The organism is Arthrobacter phoenicis (assembly GCF_047238215.1).
Lineage (GTDB): Bacteria > Actinomycetota > Actinomycetes > Actinomycetales > Micrococcaceae > Arthrobacter.
The window spans coordinates 2,095,121-2,113,387 of record NZ_JBDFMK010000001.1; the positions used below are offsets into that span (position 1 = coordinate 2,095,121).

General features: G+C 66.9%; 15 protein-coding genes. 9 read left to right on the forward strand and 6 right to left on the reverse strand.

Annotated features, from left to right (window positions below; genetic code table 11):
* The first annotated feature begins 116 nt into the window (after positions 1-116).
* Both ABC337_RS09815 and ABC337_RS09820 read left to right on the forward strand, forming a co-directional pair.
* On the forward strand, positions 117-1,118 hold the full coding sequence (locus ABC337_RS09815) for an alcohol dehydrogenase (RefSeq protein ID WP_412884125.1): 1,002 nt from the start codon (positions 117-119) through the stop codon (positions 1,116-1,118).
* Between the two features lie 146 nt (positions 1,119-1,264).
* Positions 1,265-2,143 (forward strand): aldo/keto reductase, encoded by an 879-nt coding sequence (locus tag ABC337_RS09820; protein ID WP_412884124.1) that lies wholly within the window; start codon positions 1,265-1,267, stop codon positions 2,141-2,143.
* 19 nt (positions 2,144-2,162) lie between these two features.
* On the opposite strand, the gene ABC337_RS09825 is transcribed toward ABC337_RS09820, so the two are convergent.
* A complete protein-coding gene (locus ABC337_RS09825; protein ID WP_290256312.1) occupies positions 2,163-2,315 on the reverse strand; it encodes a hypothetical protein in 153 nt (50 codons plus the stop codon).
* A 210-nt stretch (positions 2,316-2,525) separates the two neighbouring features.
* On the opposite strand from ABC337_RS09825, the gene ABC337_RS09830 reads away from it, so the two are divergent.
* Positions 2,526-4,445, forward strand: a complete 1,920-nt coding sequence (locus ABC337_RS09830) for an alpha-amylase family glycosyl hydrolase (protein ID WP_412884123.1) — start codon at positions 2,526-2,528, stop codon at positions 4,443-4,445.
* 155 nt (positions 4,446-4,600) lie between these two features.
* The gene (locus ABC337_RS09835; RefSeq protein ID WP_412884122.1) at positions 4,601-5,638 is read left to right on the forward strand and encodes a DUF808 domain-containing protein; all 1,038 of its coding nucleotides are present in this window, start codon (positions 4,601-4,603) and stop codon (positions 5,636-5,638) included.
* A 30-nt stretch (positions 5,639-5,668) separates the two neighbouring features.
* Here the strand turns inward: ABC337_RS09835 and ABC337_RS09840 are convergent, their stop codons facing one another.
* Entirely contained in the window at positions 5,669-6,490 is an 822-nt protein-coding gene (locus ABC337_RS09840) for an MBL fold metallo-hydrolase (RefSeq protein ID WP_412884121.1), read from the reverse strand.
* Positions 6,491-6,733: 243 nt separating this feature from the next.
* Between ABC337_RS09840 and ABC337_RS09845 the strand changes: the two genes are divergently transcribed.
* The 4 genes from ABC337_RS09845 to ABC337_RS09860 all read left to right on the forward strand — a co-directional run bounded on the left by ABC337_RS09845 (position 6,734) and on the right by ABC337_RS09860 (position 12,372).
* Positions 6,734-8,470, forward strand: coding sequence for an ABC transporter ATP-binding protein (locus ABC337_RS09845; RefSeq protein ID WP_412884120.1), 1,737 nt, complete (start codon positions 6,734-6,736; stop codon positions 8,468-8,470).
* Positions 8,467-10,569 (forward strand): ABC transporter ATP-binding protein, encoded by a 2,103-nt coding sequence (locus tag ABC337_RS09850; protein ID WP_412884119.1) that lies wholly within the window; start codon positions 8,467-8,469, stop codon positions 10,567-10,569. The genes ABC337_RS09845 and ABC337_RS09850 overlap by 4 nt, the downstream gene beginning before the upstream one ends.
* Before the next feature lie 271 nt (positions 10,570-10,840).
* Positions 10,841-11,683: a hypothetical protein gene (locus tag ABC337_RS09855; RefSeq protein ID WP_412884118.1), complete on the forward strand. Its 843-nt coding sequence runs from the start codon at positions 10,841-10,843 to the stop codon at positions 11,681-11,683.
* Positions 11,680-12,372, forward strand: a complete 693-nt coding sequence (locus ABC337_RS09860; protein WP_412884117.1) for a DUF3800 domain-containing protein — start codon at positions 11,680-11,682, stop codon at positions 12,370-12,372. Before ABC337_RS09855 ends, ABC337_RS09860 begins: the two co-directional genes overlap by 4 nt.
* Before the next feature lie 374 nt (positions 12,373-12,746).
* Here the strand turns inward: ABC337_RS09860 and ABC337_RS09865 are convergent, their stop codons facing one another.
* From ABC337_RS09865 to ABC337_RS09875, 3 genes are all read right to left on the reverse strand, one after another.
* Complete coding sequence (locus tag ABC337_RS09865) at positions 12,747-13,910, reverse strand: ImmA/IrrE family metallo-endopeptidase (RefSeq protein WP_412884116.1); 1,164 nt, start codon at positions 13,908-13,910, stop codon at positions 12,747-12,749.
* A complete protein-coding gene (locus tag ABC337_RS09870) occupies positions 13,911-14,735 on the reverse strand; it encodes a hypothetical protein (RefSeq protein WP_412884115.1) in 825 nt (274 codons plus the stop codon). It abuts the gene before it with no gap.
* Between the two features lie 484 nt (positions 14,736-15,219).
* Entirely contained in the window at positions 15,220-15,861 is a 642-nt protein-coding gene (locus ABC337_RS09875) for a GntR family transcriptional regulator (protein ID WP_412884114.1), read from the reverse strand.
* Between the two features lie 140 nt (positions 15,862-16,001).
* On the opposite strand from ABC337_RS09875, the gene ABC337_RS09880 reads away from it, so the two are divergent.
* The gene (locus tag ABC337_RS09880; protein ID WP_412884113.1) at positions 16,002-16,733 is read left to right on the forward strand and encodes an alpha/beta fold hydrolase; all 732 of its coding nucleotides are present in this window, start codon (positions 16,002-16,004) and stop codon (positions 16,731-16,733) included.
* 32 nt (positions 16,734-16,765) lie between these two features.
* Here the strand turns inward: ABC337_RS09880 and tcuA are convergent, their stop codons facing one another.
* On the reverse strand, positions 16,766-18,235 hold the full coding sequence (gene tcuA, locus ABC337_RS09885) for an FAD-dependent tricarballylate dehydrogenase TcuA (RefSeq protein ID WP_412884112.1): 1,470 nt from the start codon (positions 18,233-18,235) through the stop codon (positions 16,766-16,768).
* Positions 18,236-18,267 lie beyond the last annotated feature (32 nt).

The window sequence follows — 18,267 nt, forward strand, 5'->3', positions numbered from 1 at the left end:
GCGGTGCCGGTTGGCCATGACGGCCGGCCGGCACCGTTGCCGTGTGCCCCCGCATGACTGAACGGCCCGGCTCTCCCCACCCGGGCCGCCACCGAAAGCTATGGAAAGGCACCCCCATGAAAGCCATCCAGTTTGCAGCCCCCGGCTCCTCCTTCGAAACCGTCGACCGTGACATTCCTGAGGTTCCCCGGGGCCACGTCCTGGTCAAGGTCCACGCCAGCGGCATCTGCCACTCCGACGCCATGGCCGCGGCCGGTTTCGCCTCCTCCTACCCCCGCATCCCCGGCCACGAGGTCGCCGGCACGGTCGAGTCTGTGGGCGACGGCGTCACCCGTTGGGAGGCAGGCCAGCGGGTGGGCATCGGTTGGTTTGGCGGCGCCTGCTTCGAGTGCGACTCCTGCCGCCGGGGCGACTTCATCACCTGCTCCGTCGGCAAGACCACCGGCCTGAGCGCCGACGGCGGCTACGCCGAATACCTCGTGGCCCCGGCCGACGCCCTCGCCGCCATCCCCGAGGGGCTGAGCTTCGAGGAGGCCGCGCCGCTGATGTGCGCCGGCGTCACCACCTTCAACGGCCTGCGGCACAGCGGTGCCCGCGCGGGCAACGTCGTCGCCGTTCTCGGCCTGGGCGGCCTGGGCCACCTGGGCGTGCAGTTCGCCGCCAAGATGGGCTTCGAGGTCGTCGCGATCGCCCGCGGCTCGGAGAAGGAATCGTTCGCCAAGGACCTGGGCGCCCACCACTACATCGACAGCACCTCGTCCGACGTCGCCGAGGAACTGAAGAAGCTCGGCGGCGCCAAGGTGGTCCTCGCCACCGTCACGGACGCCGCGGCGATGTCCGGCACCGTCGGCGGCCTGGCGCCCCGCGGCCGCCTGGTGGTCCTGGGTGTCCCGCACGAATCCCTCGAGGTCAGTGCGGCCAGCCTGGTGATGGGCAGCAGTTCCGTCAACGGCCATGCCTCCGGCACCGCGAAGGACTCCGAGGACACCCTCCGCTTCTCCGCCCTCACCGGCGTCCGCCCGATGATCGAGACCTACCCGCTGGACAAGGCGGCCGAAGGCTTCGACCACATGATGTCCGGTAAGGCCCGCTTCCGCGTGGTCCTCACCACCAACTAGGACGGGCGTCCCACAGGCTGTCCGCCGTGCCCGGCCTGCGGCGCACGGCGGATAGCCTGAGGGCGGGGAGCGTCAACGCTTCCGCTAGGAATTGATGACAGGCCCACCCCGCGAGGGTGGGCGTGGCTGGAGACAAGGGAGCGACAATGCTGGAGACAAGGCCGTTCGGCGATACCGGATTGAACGTTTCCATCGTGGGGCTCGGTGCAGGCCAGATCGGGGAATCCGACGTCACCGAGCGCGACGCCGCCGACGTGCTCAATGGGGCATTGGACCTCGGTGTAACGCTGATCGACACGGCGGCCAGTTACGGGCTGAGCGAGGAGCGCATCGGCCGGCACCTCGGCCACCGGCGGGACGAATTCGTGCTCTCCACCAAGGGCGGTCCGAAGATCAACGGCCAACGCGATTGGTCGCCCGGCAGCGTGCTGGAGAGCATCGAACGGTCGCTGCGGCTGACCCAGTCCGAACGCCTGGACATCTTCTACCTGCACTCCTGCCCGCTTGACGTCCTGCGGCGCGGTGACCTGCAGGACACTCTGGATAAGGCCGTGGCCGACGGCAAAATCGGCGTCGCCGGCTACAGCGGGGACAACGAGGCTCTGGCCTTCGCGGCGGAGTCGGGCCGGTTCGGTGCCATCGAAACCAGCGTCAACATCGCCGATCAGTGGAATCTGCGCAACGTCGTGGGCAAGCGGCCCGAACTGGGAGTGATCGCCAAGCGTCCGATCGCGAACGCGCCCTGGCGGTTCGCCGAGCGACCGGTGGGAAATTATGCCGAGCTCTACTGGGAACGGCTCCGGGCCCTCGAGCTGGACCCCGGGGCCCTGGACTGGGCCGAATTTGCCCTGCGGTTTACGGTGTACGCGCCCGGCGTGCACACCGCCATCGCGGGGACGGCCAAGCTGGAGCACCTGCGTCACAACATCGCGGCTGCGGCCGGCGGACCCCTGGACGCCGACGCCTTGGCGGCAATCGATCGGGCATGGCTCGCGGTGGGTTCGGACTGGCCGGCTTCAACCTAGGAAGCCCGCCAGGCGCAGGCTACAGCGGGTCGGAGAACTGCGCGGCGACCTTGGACGGATCCAGGCCGGGAACGACGACGGCGGTGACGACCTCGGGTTCGGAAAAGAGCGCTGCGTGGGCGGAAGCCGCGGCCGGGGTTTCCAGCGGAGACGGTGTCTGGGTAGAGGTCATGGTCCTCATGTCTACGCCATCGGAGGGGCTGGGTCGAACCGGCGCGCGGTGGAGGTAGTAATCAGGCTGACGATCTCCCGGCTATCGTGACCATCGCCACAGATTCTGACGCCCGGACCGCGGTCCGGGATGGACAACGCCGCGCTCAGGCCACAGCCTTATCTCCAGGGCCGCACACGCCGTCGGCCGCCACCGCAGCGAAGGAGCACCGTGCCGCCCACCACTTCCCCCGGAACCGTGCCCGGGGACAGCACCCGCGCCGACGTCGCCTCCGCCCTGGCGTCCGCCCGCCGGCCCGGCACCACGGACCGGGACTGGAACGACTTCCGGGAGCGGTTCGACGCCGAGTTCCCGCGGCTGGAGTCCCTGTTCGGGCGGATCTACGGCCCGGACGGCGACGCCGAGTTGCGGCAGCTGGTCCTCGACGCGGCGGCGTCCTGGCAGGAGCGGCCGGCTGACCTGAAGGCGCTGGACGCGGACCGCGCCGCGAACCCGGATTGGTTCCAGTCCAACGGGATGCTGGGCGGCGTCTGCTACGTGGACCTCTACGCGGGCGACCTCTCCGGGCTGCGCGCCCGCATCCCGTACTTCCGGGAGCTGGGCCTGACGTACCTGCACCTGATGCCGCTGTTCCGTGCCCCGGAGGAGAACTCCGACGGCGGCTACGCCGTCTCCAGCTACCGCGACGTGAACCCGGCGCTCGGCACCATGGCCGAGCTCGCCGCCGTCGCCCGCGAACTCAGGGAAAACGGCATCGCCCTGGTGGTGGACTTCATCTTCAACCACACTTCCAACGAACACGAGTGGGCGCGCAAGGCCATGGCGGGGGAGCCCGGCTTCGAGGACTTCTACCTGATCTTCCCGGACCGGACCATGCCGGACGCGTACGAGGAGACCGTCCGGGAGATCTTCCCGGATGACCACCCCGGCTCCTTCATCCAGCTGGAGGACGGGCGCTGGATCTGGGCCACCTTCCACTCCTTCCAATGGGACCTGAACTACCGCAACCCGCGCGTGTTCCGCGCCATGGCCGGGGAAATGCTGTACCTGGCCAACCAGGGCGTGGACATCGTCCGGATGGACGCGGTGGCGTTCATTTGGAAGCAGCTGGGCACCCCATGCGAGAGCCTGCCGGAGGCGCACCTGCTGCTGCAGGCGTTCAACGCCGTCTGCCGGCTCGCGGCGCCGTCGCTGCTGTTCAAGTCCGAGGCGATCGTGCACCCGGACGAGGTGGTGCAGTACATCAGCCCGGGGGAGTGCCAGCTCAGCTACAACCCGCTGCAGATGGCCCTGATCTGGAACACGCTGGCCACCCGCGAGGTGAACCTGCTGGCCCAAGCCCTGGAACGCCGCCACCACATCCCGGACGGCACCGCCTGGGTGAACTACGTCCGCAGCCACGACGATATCGGCTGGACCTTCTCCGACGAGGACGCCGCCGAATTCGGCATCAACGGCCAGCTCCACCGAAGTTTCCTCAACGCCTTCTTCGTCAACCGGTTTCCGGACAGCTTCGCCCGCGGCGTGCCCTTCCAGGACAACCCCCGCACCGGGGACTGCCGCGTTTCGGGCACGACGGCGTCCCTCGCCGGGCTCGAGGCGGGCGACCCGTCCGCCGTCGCGCGGATCCTGCTGGCCCACTCGATCGTCCTCAGCACCGGCGGCGTCCCGCTGCTGTACCTGGGCGATGAGGTGGGGCAACTGAACGACTACGCCTACCGCCAGGACCCGGCCAAGGCCGAAGACAGCCGCTGGGTGGGCCGGCCGGAGTACCCGGCGGAGCGCTATGCGGAACGCACAGACCCGGCGACGGACGCCGGGAAGATCTTCGCCGGACTGACCCACCTGATTGACGTGCGACGGCGGACCCCGGAGTTCGCGGGCGGCCGGCTGGTCCCGTTCCACACCCACAACGCGGACGTGCTGGGCTACCAGCGCCCGGGAACTTCCCACGGGGGAGAGTCCACCATCCTGGTGCTCGCCAACTTCGGAGACACCGCCCAGCACCTCGACTCCACGACGCTCGGCGGGATGCCGGACACCGCTGAAGACCTCATCAACGGCGGACGGGTCCCGCTCCGGGACGGCCTGACCCTGGAACCGCACGGCTTCCGCTGGCTCCGCGTCTGAGGAAGCGTCCGGGGCATCCTCTGGGGCGCCGTCCTGCCGCCGCCCCGGCGGCCTCCCGGCCGTGCGCCCGCATATAATTCGAAGATGTTGACTACGTGCCTGGGCAGAGGCTCCCGCGACCTTCCATCCGCCGCTCAACAGCCTGACATCGCCCGATGAGCGGCGGACTGGTCGCCCTGCTGGACGACATCGCCGCCCTGGCCCGGATCGCCGCCGCCTCGGTGGACGACGTCGCGGCCGGTGCGGCCAAGGCAGGTGCCAAGGCTGCCGGCGTCGTGATTGACGACGCCGCCGTCACCCCGCAGTACGTGTCCGGCGCGGACCCGTCCCGCGAACTGCCGATGATCCGGAAGATCTTCTGGGGGTCGGTGCGGAACAAGCTCCTGATCATCCTGCCGGCGCTGCTGCTTATCAGCGCCTTCATCCCGTGGATCATCCCGTTCATCCTCATGGCCGGCGGCACCTACCTCTGCTACGAGGGCGCCGAGAAGATCTGGCACAAGCTCCGGGGTCAGCACGAGGCGGACGAGGACACCCCGGCGGTGGACCGGGGACCGGAGGCCGAAGCCAGGGTCGTCAAGGGCGCCATCACCACCGACTTCATCCTTTCCTGCGAGATCATGGTCATCGCCATGAACGAGGTGGCGGCGGAATCGCTCTGGGTCCGCGCCGTCATCCTGGTCGCAGTGGCCATCGCAATCACCGCGGCCGTGTACGGCGCCGTCGGTCTCATCGTCAAGATGGATGACATCGGCCTGCACCTGACCACCAGGAAGTCCGCCGGCGCCAAGCGCTTCGGCGAGCTCCTGGTCCGGGGCATGCCGAAGGTGCTGACCACCATCACAGTCATCGGGACGGGCGCCATGCTCTGGGTGGGCGGGCACATCATGCTCCAGGGCGCCCACGACCTCGGCTGGCACGGCCCCTACGACCTGGTCCACGCCCTTGAGCACCCCGTCGCCGGGGTCGCCGTGGTGGGCGGGTTCCTCGCCTGGCTGGTGAACACCCTGTTCTCGGCCGTCCTGGGACTCGCCTGGGGCCTGGTGGTCATGGCGGTCGTGACGCCGCTGCTGAAGGTGTTGCCCTTCGGGAAGAAGAACGACGGCGGCCACGGCGGCCGCGAAAACCACAATCCCAGTGCGGCGGCCGGGGACCGTCAGCCCGCGCAGCACGAGACCGACCCCGCCTCCTAGCCCGTCCTTCCGGCCGAACCTATCGCGCCGCTACTCGGACGCAGCGTCCTGGGCTTTCTGCGCGAGCCGCTGGAGCTGGAAGCTGTGCACGTCCCGCAGCCACGGCAGGGGAGCCGAGGGGCCGACCCGCGGATCATCGCGCGTGCCGCCGTCGCGCAGGGTCTCCACGTAGGCGAGGTCCTGGTCGATCCGGGCCTGCAGCTGGTCCGCCCCGCCGACGGAGCCGTGGCCGGGGATGACGGCATCGACGCGGTCAGCCACGCCGTCGAACAGCTGCAGCGCTGCGAGGTAGTCGGCGAGCGGATCGTCGGCGTTGAGGTCGAGGAACGGCATCAGGATGTCGGAGAGCATGTCGCCTGCCACCAGGACGCGGCGCTCCTCGACGAGCAGCGCCGCGTGGCCCTGGGTGTGGGCCCGATGCTCAATGACGCGGATGGAGGGGCCGTCCCACGGAAGGTGCGACGCGTCGTCGGGCAGGCCGGTGATGAGCCCGAGCAGCTCCATCGGGATCTGGTCGGCGAACTCAGGCGGCAGGACGCCGGCCACGCGGTCCTGCCAGTCGGGTGTGGACAGCAGATCCCGCATCGACGCCGCGCAGCGGGCCGTCCCGTAGCGGGGCGCGTCGCCAAAGGCTTCATGCCACAGCACGTGGTCCCAATGCGGATGCGTGGCGAAGCCCGCCACGACGGGCTGGCCCAGTTCGCGAACGTCGTGCGCGAGGCCGGCCAGTTCGGTGCGCGTGATGCCGGGGTCGATCAGCAGAACCCCGTCGTGGCCTTGGACGATCACGCAGTTGCTCTGAAGGAAGTCGCTCCGGTGCACCAGAACGCCCTCCGCGACCTGCCTCAGCATGGACTGCCTCCCGCTTGGTTGTGAACCGCTGGTTGGGAGGCTATTCCCGGCCTGCGTGGAGCACAAGTACTTGGATGCCCGGCTCATCCCACGGGGGTTACGGCAGTTCCGAGACGGGCAGTTTCCGCGGTGCGTCCGCCCTGAGAGGAACCCGGTTTACGCCCAGCATCCGGACGTAAACTGGCGTTCGAACCAGCAGCGCGTGGGGACGCTGCGCGTGGCACTTTCAGAAGTGGAGACCGGATGCTCTGGAAACTGCTCGTCCAATACCTGCGGCCGCAGCGCGCGCTGCTGCTCGCCGTCGTCGTCTTCCAGCTGGCCGCCTCCATTGCCTCGCTCTACCTGCCCACCCTGAACGCGGACATCATCGACCAGGGCGTGGCACGCGGGGACACGGATTACATCATGCGCACCGGCGGCGAGATGCTGATGATCACGCTGCTGCAGATCGCCTGCACCATCGCTGCCGTCTACTTCGGCGCGAAGGCCGCGATGGCGCTGGGCCGGGACGTGCGCGGGGCGATCTTCACCCGGGTGGCCGAATTCTCCGAACAGGAAGTCACCCGCTTCGGCGCACCCAGCCTGATCACCCGCTCCACCAACGACGTCCAGCAGGTCCAGCAACTGGTGCTGATGTCCGCCACGCTGATGGTCACCGCCCCCATGCTCAGCATCGGCGGCGTCATCATGGCCATCCGGCAGGACGTGCAACTGTCCTGGCTGATCGCCGTCAGCGTCCCGGTGCTGCTGCTGGCCGTCGGCCTGATCGTGACCCGGATGGTGCCGCTCTTCCGGCTGATGCAGACCCGGATCGACACCGTGAACCGGGTGCTCCGCGAACAGCTCACCGGCATCCGCGTGGTCCGCGCCTTCGTCCGGGAGGACATCGAGACCGAACGCTTCGGCCGCGCCAACGCGGACGTCACCGAGACCGCCCTGCGCGCCGGCCGGCTCATGGCGCTCGCATTCCCCACCGTGATGCTGGTCCTCAACGTCTCCTCCGTGGCGGTGATCTGGTTCGGTGCGTACCGGATCGAGGACGGCTCCATGCAGGTCGGCACCATGATCGCGTTCCTCAGCTACCTGATGCAGATCCTGATGTCCGTCATGATGGCCACGTTCATGGCGATCATGATCCCGCGCGCCGCCGTCTCCGCGGACCGGATCGGGCAGGTGCTGGGCACCGAATCCAGCGTCCGGCCGCCCGCGCAGCCGGTCAGCCTCGCCGGCGCCGCCCGTGGCGAACTGCAGATGCGCGACGTCGGCTTCGCCTACCCGGGCGCCGAGGCCCCGGTCCTCTCCGACGTCAGCTTCACCGCCCGCGCCGGGCAGACGACGGCGATCATCGGGTCCACCGGCTCGGGCAAGACTACCCTGGTGAACCTGATGCCGAGGCTCTTCGACGCCACCTCCGGCTCGGTCCGGATCGACGGCGTGGACGTCCGTGAACTGCACCCGGACCAGCTCTGGGGGCACATCGGCCTGGTCCCGCAGAAGCCCTACCTGTTCTCCGGCACGGTCCGCAGCAACCTGCTCTACGGCAAACCCGACGCCACCGAGGACGAACTCTGGCAGGCGCTGGCCATCGCCCAGGCCGAGGATTTCGTCCGGGAGATGGAGGGGGGCCTGGACGCGCCGATCTCGCAGGGCGGAACGAACGTCTCCGGCGGGCAGCGGCAGCGGATCGCGATTGCCCGGGCGCTGGTGAAACGGCCCGAGCTGTACATCTTTGACGACTCGTTCTCCTCGCTGGACACCGCCACGGATGCCCGGCTGCGGCAGGCGCTCAAGCAACACACCGCCGGCGCCACCCTGGTGATCATCGCGCAGCGGGTTTCTAGCATCGCGGACGCGGACCAGATCCTGGTGCTCGACGACGGCAGGATCGTCGCCCAGGGCATGCACGAGGAGCTGCTGGAGTCCTCTGAGACGTACAACGAGATTGTGAACTCCCAGCTCGCGGCGGAGGAGGCGGTATGAGCAAGGTCGAATCCCAGACGCCGACGGCGGGCGGCGGAGCCGGCGGGCCAGGTGGTCCCGGCGGCAGCACGGGCGGGCACGGCCCGGGCGGTCCGCGCCCCGGCGGCGCCCCCACTGCTTCCCGCGGTCCCGGCGCCGACAAGGACGCCCCGCTCCGCATTCCCCGCCCGGCTGGCGGCCCCGGCCGCGGCGGACCGTTCGCCGGGATGAACGTCCCCGCGGAGAAGGCGATGAACTTCGGCCCCTCCGCGAAGCGGCTGCTGGGCGAACTCCGTCCCGAGCGGCTCTGGCTGACGCTGGTGCTGCTCCTCGCCGTCGTCAGTGTGACGTTCTCCGTAATCGGCCCGCGGCTCCTGGGCGAGGGCACCAACTTGATCTTCGCCGGCGTCGTCTCGAAGCAGCTGCCCGCCGGGGTGACGAAGGACCAGCTGATCACCCAGCTGCGCGCCGCGGGGGAGAACCAGAAGGCGGACATGCTCGGCGCCATGAACCTGACGCCGGGCACCGGGATCGACTTCACCGCGCTGTCCTCGGTGCTGCTGTGGGCGCTGGCGCTGTACGTGCTGGCGTCCGCGTTCATGTGGATGCAGGCCTACATCCTCAACGGCGTGGTGCAGCGGACCGTATACCGGCTGCGCGAGCGGATCGAGGCGAAGATCAACCGCCTGCCGCTGCGCTACTTCGACACCGTGCAGCGCGGCGAGCTGCTCAGCCGCGTCACCAACGACGTGGACAACATCTCCCAGAGCCTGCAGCAGTCCATCAGCCAGGCGGTGACCTCGCTACTGACCGTGGCCGGGGTGCTGGTGATGATGATGATCCTCTCTCCCACGCTGGCGATCATCGCGCTGGTGACTATTCCGCTGACCCTGGTGACGACGGCGCTGATCGCCAAGCGCTCGCAGAAGCTGTTCGTGGCGCAGTGGAAGAACACCGGCGAGCTGAATGGGCAGATCGAGGAGACGTACACCGGGCACGCACTGGTCAAGGTGTTCGGCCGGCAGCGCGAGGTGGAGGAGACGTTCCGGCAGAAGAACGCAGAGCTGTACCAGGCGAGCTTCGGCGCGCAGTTCATCTCGGGGCTGATCATGCCGGCCATGACGTTCATCGGGAACCTGGTCTACGTGGGGATCGCCGTGGTGGGCGGCCTGCAGGTGGCGTCCGGGGCGATGCAGCTGGGCGACGTGCAGGCGTTCATTCAGTACTCGCGGCAGTTCACCCAGCCGCTGGCCCAGCTGGGCTCGATGGCGAACCTGCTGCAGTCCGGCGTTGCCTCGGCCGAGCGGGTGTTCGAGCTGCTGGACACCGAGGAGCAGCTGACCGACCCGGACGCGCCGGTCACGCCCGAGTCGACGCGCGGGCGGCTGGTGTTCGAGGACGTGTCCTTCGCGTACTCCCCGGACAAGCCGCTGATCTCATCGCTTTCGTTGGTCGCCGAGCCGGGCCAGACGGTGGCGATCGTGGGGCCCACCGGGGCGGGCAAGACCACGCTGGTGAACCTGATGATGCGCTTCTACGAGCTCGACGCCGGCCGGATCACCCTGGACGGGGTGGACGTGGCGCTGATGTCCCGGCACGAGCTGCGCTCGCGGATGGGCATGGTGCTGCAGGACACCTGGCTGTTCGGCGGGACCATCCGGGACAACATCGCCTATGGCCGGCCCTCCGCTTCGGAGGCGGAGATCCTCGAGGCGGCGAAGGCGACCTACGTGGACCGGTTCGTCCGGTCCCTGCCGCAGGGCTACGACACGGTGCTCGACGACGAGGGTTCTAATGTGTCCGCGGGGGAGAAGCAGCTGCTGACCATCGCCCGGGCGTTCCTGGCCCGTCCGTCCGTGCTGATCCTGGACGAGGCAACGTCCTCGGTGGACACCCGCACCGAGGTGCTGGTGCAGAAGGCCATGAGCGCGCTGCGGTCCGACCGGACCTCGTTCGTCATCGCCCACCGGCTCTCCACCATCCGCGACGCCGACCTCATCCTGGTGATGGAAGCCGGCCAGATCGTGGAGCAGGGGACGCACGCCTCGCTGCTGGAGGCCGGCGGTGCGTACGCGCGGCTGTACGAGGCCCAGTTTGCGGCACCGGTGGCGGAGGTCTAGAGGCAATGCTTAGCTGTGCCTCTAAATGGGATCCGCAAGTAGCAAGGTGGTCAAGGTACGGCAAATCTTTGAGATCGTAATCGGTACACGGAAACCGGGCCCGTCCTCTGGGTCTCCCTGAAATCGGCGCTATTTTGGTGTATCGCATCGAGTATCGCATAGTGAATCGCATTGGCGTATCGAAGGCGCATCGCATTATCTAGTCTGAATCAGCAATCGGTACCTGCCTGCTCTTGGGAACAGGACCTGTCGATTGTGGCATGATCTACCTATGCGAGAAGATCACGAGGGCGGCCCTTCGCCCGATGAAACCCGGGCGGAGATGCTGCGTCTGTCGGCCAGGGGATACACCCAGCTCAGGCATGTGCTAGTTCAGCTACCCGACGCAGACCGTCCGCGCGGTTCCACTCTGGCTCTCATGGTCGGACAACGAAAGCATCGCGCCCTGGTCCTGTATGTGTTGCTGCTCACCTGCTGGCCTTGGCTTGCAGAACGCCGTGACCCGCTTCAGGGCGAGGTGTGGATTCGTGCTCTCACTTCCTCCCGGGGTCTTACATGGACTGCTTCCACGCTTTCGCGGGCGTGGGCTGACCTTGAAAAGCTTGGACTCATTGTCAAGAGCCGTGAAGACCGCCTCTTGCGAGTCGTGCCGCGGCGGGAGGACGGTGAGGCGCCATACGAACCGCCAGCAGGCAGAACTGACCGCTTGAACGCGTACTTCACCATTCCAGACGCCTTCTGGAGGGACGAGCTCTTCGCTCGCCTCAGCCTGTCAGCCTTGGCGATGTTGCTCGTGGTGGCTAAGGAAACAAACGTTAAGGCAGAGGTCTGGTTGACCTACGAAAACGCTGAGAAGTGGTACGGGCTGAAGCCACAGACCGCACAAAAGGGGATCAAAGAGCTCGAAGCGGCCGGGCTTCTTAGCCGGCGCATCGAGAAGATCAGGGCTCCGCTGTCACCCACAGGCTGGACCGTCCGCTCCTGGTACTCGCTCAAAGGCGACTTCGGTTATCAGGCGCGCAAATCAATCCAGCAACATGCTGCCGGCGAACGCAAGAACCGCCTTGCTAAGAAATCTGTGCAGTCAGCCCAAAAGGAGAGCTCGGCGAAATGACCATATCCCGCTTGATCTATGTCGACGACTCGGGGTCCGTCGACAGCGATCTCATCGTCTATGGCTGGATCGAATGTAAGCCTGAACGCTGGCGCTACGCCCTCCGGGAAATTTTGGAGTTGCGCAAGGCGCTGTATCGCGACCATTCTGTCCCGCCTTCGGAAGAACTGCACGCCACGAAATTCATCAACGGTCGAGACCGTATCTCCACTCGAAGCGACCCGGCGGACAGGACAGAGTGGAAGACCCTGGGGCGCGCCGTCGCACTGGACTGCCTCGCAGTACTGGGGAACTGCGAAGAGCTCCAGATCGGGTCCGTATATCGCCGCACCACTGCTAAGGGGCGGGCGTACCACCAAGAGCGCGGAGATGTGTACCGGAAGCTATTGGGGCGGCTCAACGAACGCCACCGAGCCGAGGGCACGTACGCATTCCTAAGCATGGATGGAAACGGCTCAGATCCGACGTACTACAACGCTCACCGGGCTCTGAGCCTGGACACACGCCATGTAATCGAGGACCCGATGTTCCACGATTCGCGGAGCTCACAGTGGGTGCAGATGGCTGACCTCGTGGCCTACACAGTCTTCTGCCACCTAAACCGTCACGCCGGAAACCAGTTCGCTTGGAACTGGTACACGGATCATCTGGCAACACAAGATTGCCAGCTGGAACCGCAACCTGTTTAGCCGTTAAACAGCTAGACCCGCCTGTCCACGTGTGTGGGGCGGGTCCGCAGATCAAGCTTACAGCGGATCGGCCTGAATGGGTAGTTCCTATTGATTGTGCTTGCTGTTGACCCGACTGCCAGTCCTACTGGGTACTCGGACTGGCGTATCTCTTTCGCCAGGGCAACAGCTTGGAGTCGGTCGTCCGTGAAGACCATCTAGTGGCTACCCATGCGGGTAGCCGCGAGCGATCCGACGCTTGCGGAGCACCGTCTTTCCCTCGGCCCGGCTCTAAGATCACCGGCGAAAGCCCAATGCGTGATCCAAACCAGTGCAGGAGAAGGAATTTCAGGCTGACTCAAGTTAGTGGTCGTTGAAGCCGGCTGAAAAACCCGCTACACCAAGCGTAGTTGTGGTCGGCTGTCGCTTTGACCCAGCAACATGCGCACTCGCGCAGGCTTGCAGGCGAGCTCTCGTGCCAATACACCGATCGAAAGGCCGTTCGCCTCTGCGACTTCGAATGCCTTCGGAAGCAGTGCCGGTATCTCACCGGGGTATCCGTTAACTGATTCAAGGTTGAACAGACTCACTTTTCTCAGCTGATTCAACCTCTGGAAGGCCCGCCTGTAAGCCGCCTCTGAAACGGTCCCTAGCTCGTGGCAACGATATATAAGAGACTCAATCGAGACTCCCCACGCCTTGCTGAGTCGATCCAGGGCGTGGAGGTCTAGCCGGTCGGGCAAAAGAGGGGTAATCGATTCTGCAGGCGTTAGTAGTTCAGCGGCGAACTGGTCAGCTTCCTTCTCGAGCTGCGGATCCCCGGGAGCCGCGTCTGGATGCATGATTAAATGTCCCAGCTCGTGAGCTGCAGTGAACCTGTGCCTGTTGACGTCCTGGGCGCGGTCGGGGGTTAACACTACAACGGGTCGGGGCAACCGCGACGTCGAAAAGGCGTCAACCGTGGGAGTGGCAGAGCCAGCGAAAGGTGAAAGGGAAACGACCACTCCGTGCTGTTCCATGACCCTCACCATGCGTGGAATTCTGCCTAGCCCTAGGTTCCATTCGGACCTAAGCATTTGTGCGGCGCGTGCTGGATCCGAGGCCTGAATCCGCGGGGTAACCTCGCCTGCGCTAAACCCGGGCAGACGCACGGGTGGCAGTTGCACGCGCTTCTCCAGCGCATACGTCAATTCCCAAACCTGCTCCGTAAATGCGATGGCTTTAGCTCGCTGATGCGCGGGGGTCCGACGGAGGCTGCGGAAATGCGCGTCGGACTCGCTCAGGTGTGCATATGGGCGCCCGGCAGCAAAAAAGGGAATCGGGACATCCAAGACTTCGCACAGCTTTTGTACGTGGTCTGGACGGGGTAGGTTGGTCCCGGCTTCCCAGTGGCCGAGGGCTACTGCGGAGACACCGAGTTGCCTGGCAACAGCGCTCTTGGTCAGGCCAGCCAGTCGCCGTGCTTGAACCAAGCGGCCTGGATCGAAAGCCGCAGCAATGTCGACGGCCGATTGAGTGCCGTCCAGCGCGCCTTGACCTAAGACTCTTAGACGCGACATCTACTTTTCTCCGTCATTTCCCGTTGACGGTAGTTCCCGCCCTGGTTCGCTGACAGGGGCCCCATATCCTGGCGACCGTGGAGTCAGGTCGAAGTCATCCTCGTTCACGCCGCTATCGAACCGGTCCGTATCGTCCACGGTACGCGTGGCCGGTACGGCTGGCCGCGGAATATCCCGCGTGGAGGCAAAGGGCTGGCTGCCGTCAAGGGACTCCCAGTGGGTCCAGTGAACCTTGCCACTGCTTTCGTCTTCCAGCTCAAGGTCCCCCCAGCCGATTCCCCACACCCCAGCCACTGGATTACTTGCATATCCCACAACGACGATGCGACCGAACGACCTGAGCTGTTTGTCGACTACTTCCAGTTCTTCGAGGTTGCCTGCCAGAATTGCGTCGTCCTCAAAGGCATGCTCGATGGTGAGCTGCCGCGGTGCGACAGAGGAATTAATGCTCAGAAGGGACTTGCGCAGATCGGATACCGGTGAGGCGAGCCGGGCGTCCTCACGCCTTTCTTTCGGATCCGTCGTATACCGCAGCGGGAGAATAGCAACATTAGTTTCCGGAATCACGGCGAGCTCGAACCGCATGCCCTGCGGCCTTCGGGTCGTTACCCCAGGGATGTCTCTGAGGTGCTCGACGAGCAGCTCATGTTGTTTGACTTTAAGCGTGTGGCCATAGGTGTCATTCGTGGTCATCTCCGCCGACACGTGGGCCGACAGGGCGGCGACGTGTGCGGCCCGCAAGGCGTCGGGAATGCGGGCCGCCAAATCCTCTGCGACCCCACCAAACGCTGCCTGCGCCCACCGCTCGACTTTCAGATCGTTCATATCTGCTTGCCCCCAATTATGTTTCAGCACCTCTGGTGCGCGTCTGGCTTTACTTTAGCGCACTAATGGGACAAATGTCATGCGTGGCGATTTTCCGCAGATTGGCCCGACCCGCTGGACGCCAACGAAGCCTTCGCCCAGTGGGGTGCCCAGCACCTGCGAGCCCAGATATACCGGCTATCGCTCTCTGACCACGGCATCGCTGGTGTCGTCTGACGTGATGCTCGTGGCTGCAGATTTTGTCCACACGCCGCGCCTAGGGGCGCCGTCAAACACTGTCTTGCGCCAGTGAAAGTTGCAGTCATACTGAACGCGCTGAACGCCCGATCCGCAGCGGACAAGTGAAGGCCCGTGGTCGGCGGTCAGGGTGAGGCCGTCGTCCTGGCGCGACTCATGGTGAATTCCTCGGCCCGTGTTGCCGGCGACAGGCACGGTACGACAGCGAGTATTAGCGAACGCGGCGAGGGGGTTGTGGCGGAAGCCCCTACAACCGCTGTGGGTCCTCGGCGTACATCTGCAGGCGGATTTCCAGGGCTTCGGTCATGTGGCGGGCGGCGATGTCGCCCGCCACAGTCGCCTCGCCCGCATCGATCGCTGCAACCAGTGCGTCGTAGTCGGCCAGCACTGCGTCCCAGCGGCCCGGGTGGGTGAGGGTGGTCAGAGTGTAGCGGCGGACTTGCTGATCAAGCCCGGTGAGCAGCCGGATCAGTGACGGGCTGTGGGCCGCGGTCCAGATCAGGCCGTGGAACTCCCGGTTGGCCTCGGCCAGGGCCGGCCCGTCCGCCGGATTCAGCGCCCGCATGCCTTGGTACTTGGCCCGCAACAGCCGGACGTCCAGGTCGGTCCGCTTCCGCGCAGCCTTGGCCGCGGCCGCCTCCTCCAGCACGATTCGCGACTCGTAGATGTCCACAATCTCCTCGGCCGTGCGCGTCCGAACTGCCAGGGCCTTGCCGCGGCGCTCCAGCAGGCCGTCCTGCTCCAGCCGCTGCAGCGCCTCGCGGACGGGGGTACGGGAGGCGCCATACCGCTCCGTCAGCTTAACCTCGGTGAGCGTCTCCTCCGGCGTGATCGCCGAGCTCAGGATGTCCTCCCGCAGACGGCTGTAGACCGACTTCTCCAACACCACGCACGCTCCTCACCGAGGCCCGGACCTAACGTCGGCGGGCAATTATCCGGGTTCCCATCGCCCAGCTCGCAGTATACATTTGCATTCAATTGCGGCGCCGGAGCCCCGGCGGCCGCAGCGAGCCCAACGAAGGAGCGACCATGCACGCCGAGATCCTGCTGGTCCACGGAAGCATGCTCGGCGCGTGGTGCTGGGACGACGCCATCGCCGAACTCGCCGGCCTTGGCACGGAGGCCGCCGCCTTCGACCTCCCCGGCCACGGAAGTGACACCACCCCGCGCGGCTCGGTGACCGTGGCGGACTACGTGGCCGCCGTCGTCGAACGCCTGGACGCCGCCCCGGAACCGGTGGTCCTCGCCGGGCACAGCATGGCCGGGTACCCGATCGCCGCCGCGGCCCTGCAGCGCCCGGACAAGGTCCGGCGCCTGGTTTACTTCAGCGCCCAGGCCCGCAAGCCCGGCCAGTCCTGGGCGGACACCCTGGACCCCGCCATCCGCGAGACCTACGAACGGGAGGCGGCCGAGCGCGGGGACGGCAGCTACGTGGTCCCCGCCGAGGTGGTGGCCTCCCGCTGGCTCTCCTCGCTGGACCCGGACGACCCCGCGGTCCGAGCGATCCGGTCCCGCCTCACTCCGCAGCCCGCCGGGCCCCTCTTCGAACCGTGGACCTTGGCCGCCGGTGCCCTGGACGGCGTCCCCGTGACCTACCTCTGGCCCAGGGACGACCGGCAGAATACCGAGCGGCGGATGCGGATGTCCCTGTCCAATCTGCCGGCCGCCACCCGGCTGGTCACCATGGGCGGGGACCATTGCGCCATGCTGACCGACCCCGCGGGCACCGCCGCCGCCCTCCACGCCGTCGTCGAAAGTTAGCAAGGGACGCGGAGGCGGGAGCCGGAAAGGGCCTAGGCGACGGACCCGGCCCGCCGGCCGAACACCGCCCCGGCCGCGAGTCCGCTGCCGCCCGGGTAGTTGCCGCTGAAAAGCCCGCCGAGTGCCTCGCCGCAGGCCAGCAGGCCCGGGATGGGCGCGCCGTCGCGGTCCAGCACCCGGCCGTAGGTGTCCGTCTTCAGCCCGCCGAATGTGAACGTCACGCCGCAGGTGACGGGGAAGGCGTAGAAGGGGGCCGTCTCCAGCGCCAGCGCCCAGTTGCTCTTGGGCGGCACCACGGCGGCGGTGCGGCCGTCCTTGACGTTCGGGTCGAAACTCCGGCCGGTGTCGATGCCAGCGTTGAACTCGGCCACGGTGCGTTCCAGCCCCGCCGGGTCGATGCCCGCGCGCTCGGCCAGGGTGGCCAGGTCATCGGCCTCGATCACCGAGACGCCGGGCATCTCGTACTCTTCGGCGCGGAGCATGGGCCGGGTGGTGGCGTCGAAGAGCTGGTAGGCCACCGCGCCGGGCTGCTGCAGGATGTCCCGGCCGTAGCGGGCGTAGGTGTAATTGCGAAAGTCCGCGCCCTCGTCCACGAACCGCGCGCCGTCCCGGTTCACCACGATCCCCAGCGGGTAGCCGCCGCGGGTGAGCTGATTGGTCAACTGGTAGTTGCTCTCGTTCTCCGCGAACCCGGCATCCCAGGCGACGCTGTGGCAGGTGGACCAGTCGCCGCCCTGCGCCGCGCCCGCGTCCAGGGCGGCGCGGATCATCTCGCCGGTGTTCCCCGGGGTGCCGCGGACCTTCGCGTTCTGCCAGCCCTCGCCCAGGTAGCGCTGCCGCATCTCCGGGTTCGCCTCGAAGCCGCCGGAGGCCAGGATCACGGACTCCGCCCGCACCTCGCCGAGGGTTCCTTTGGTGTCGTCGCGGAAGCGCACCCCGGCCACGCGACCGTCCTCGACGATCAGCCCGGCGACGGCGTGGCCGTAGCGGACGTCGACGCCGGCACGTCCGGCCGCCGCCGCGTGGTCCTCCATCAGGCCCTTGCCGCCGCCGACGTTGCCGATGTGCAGGCCGCCCCAGAACAAAAAGGACCCGTCCGGCCGGCTGTACGCCTGGCGCTCATACATCAGCCGGTACTTCAGCCCCTGCCGCTGCAGCCAGCGCAGCGTCCCGTGGCTCTCCTCCACCAGCACCCGGGACAGCTCCGGATCATTCCGGCCGCCGGAGACCTTCGCCAGATCCGCGAGGTAATCCTCCTGCGTGTACGGCGGCACCTCGGTGACGGCATGCCGGTCGTCGGGTTCGACGACGTCGGCCAGGTCTTCCAGCCCGCCGTGCGGAATGCGGGTGGCGCCGGCCGTGTAGTAGCTGTTGCCGCCGGCGCGGTCCTTCTCCGACTTCTCCAGCAACAGCACGGAGCGGCCGTTTTCCGCCGCGGCCAGTGCCGCCGTGAACCCGGCGTTGCCGCCGCCCACCACCAGAACGTCCACGTTCTCCACCATTGTCCAGACTCCTATCTCGTTGTTTGAATACG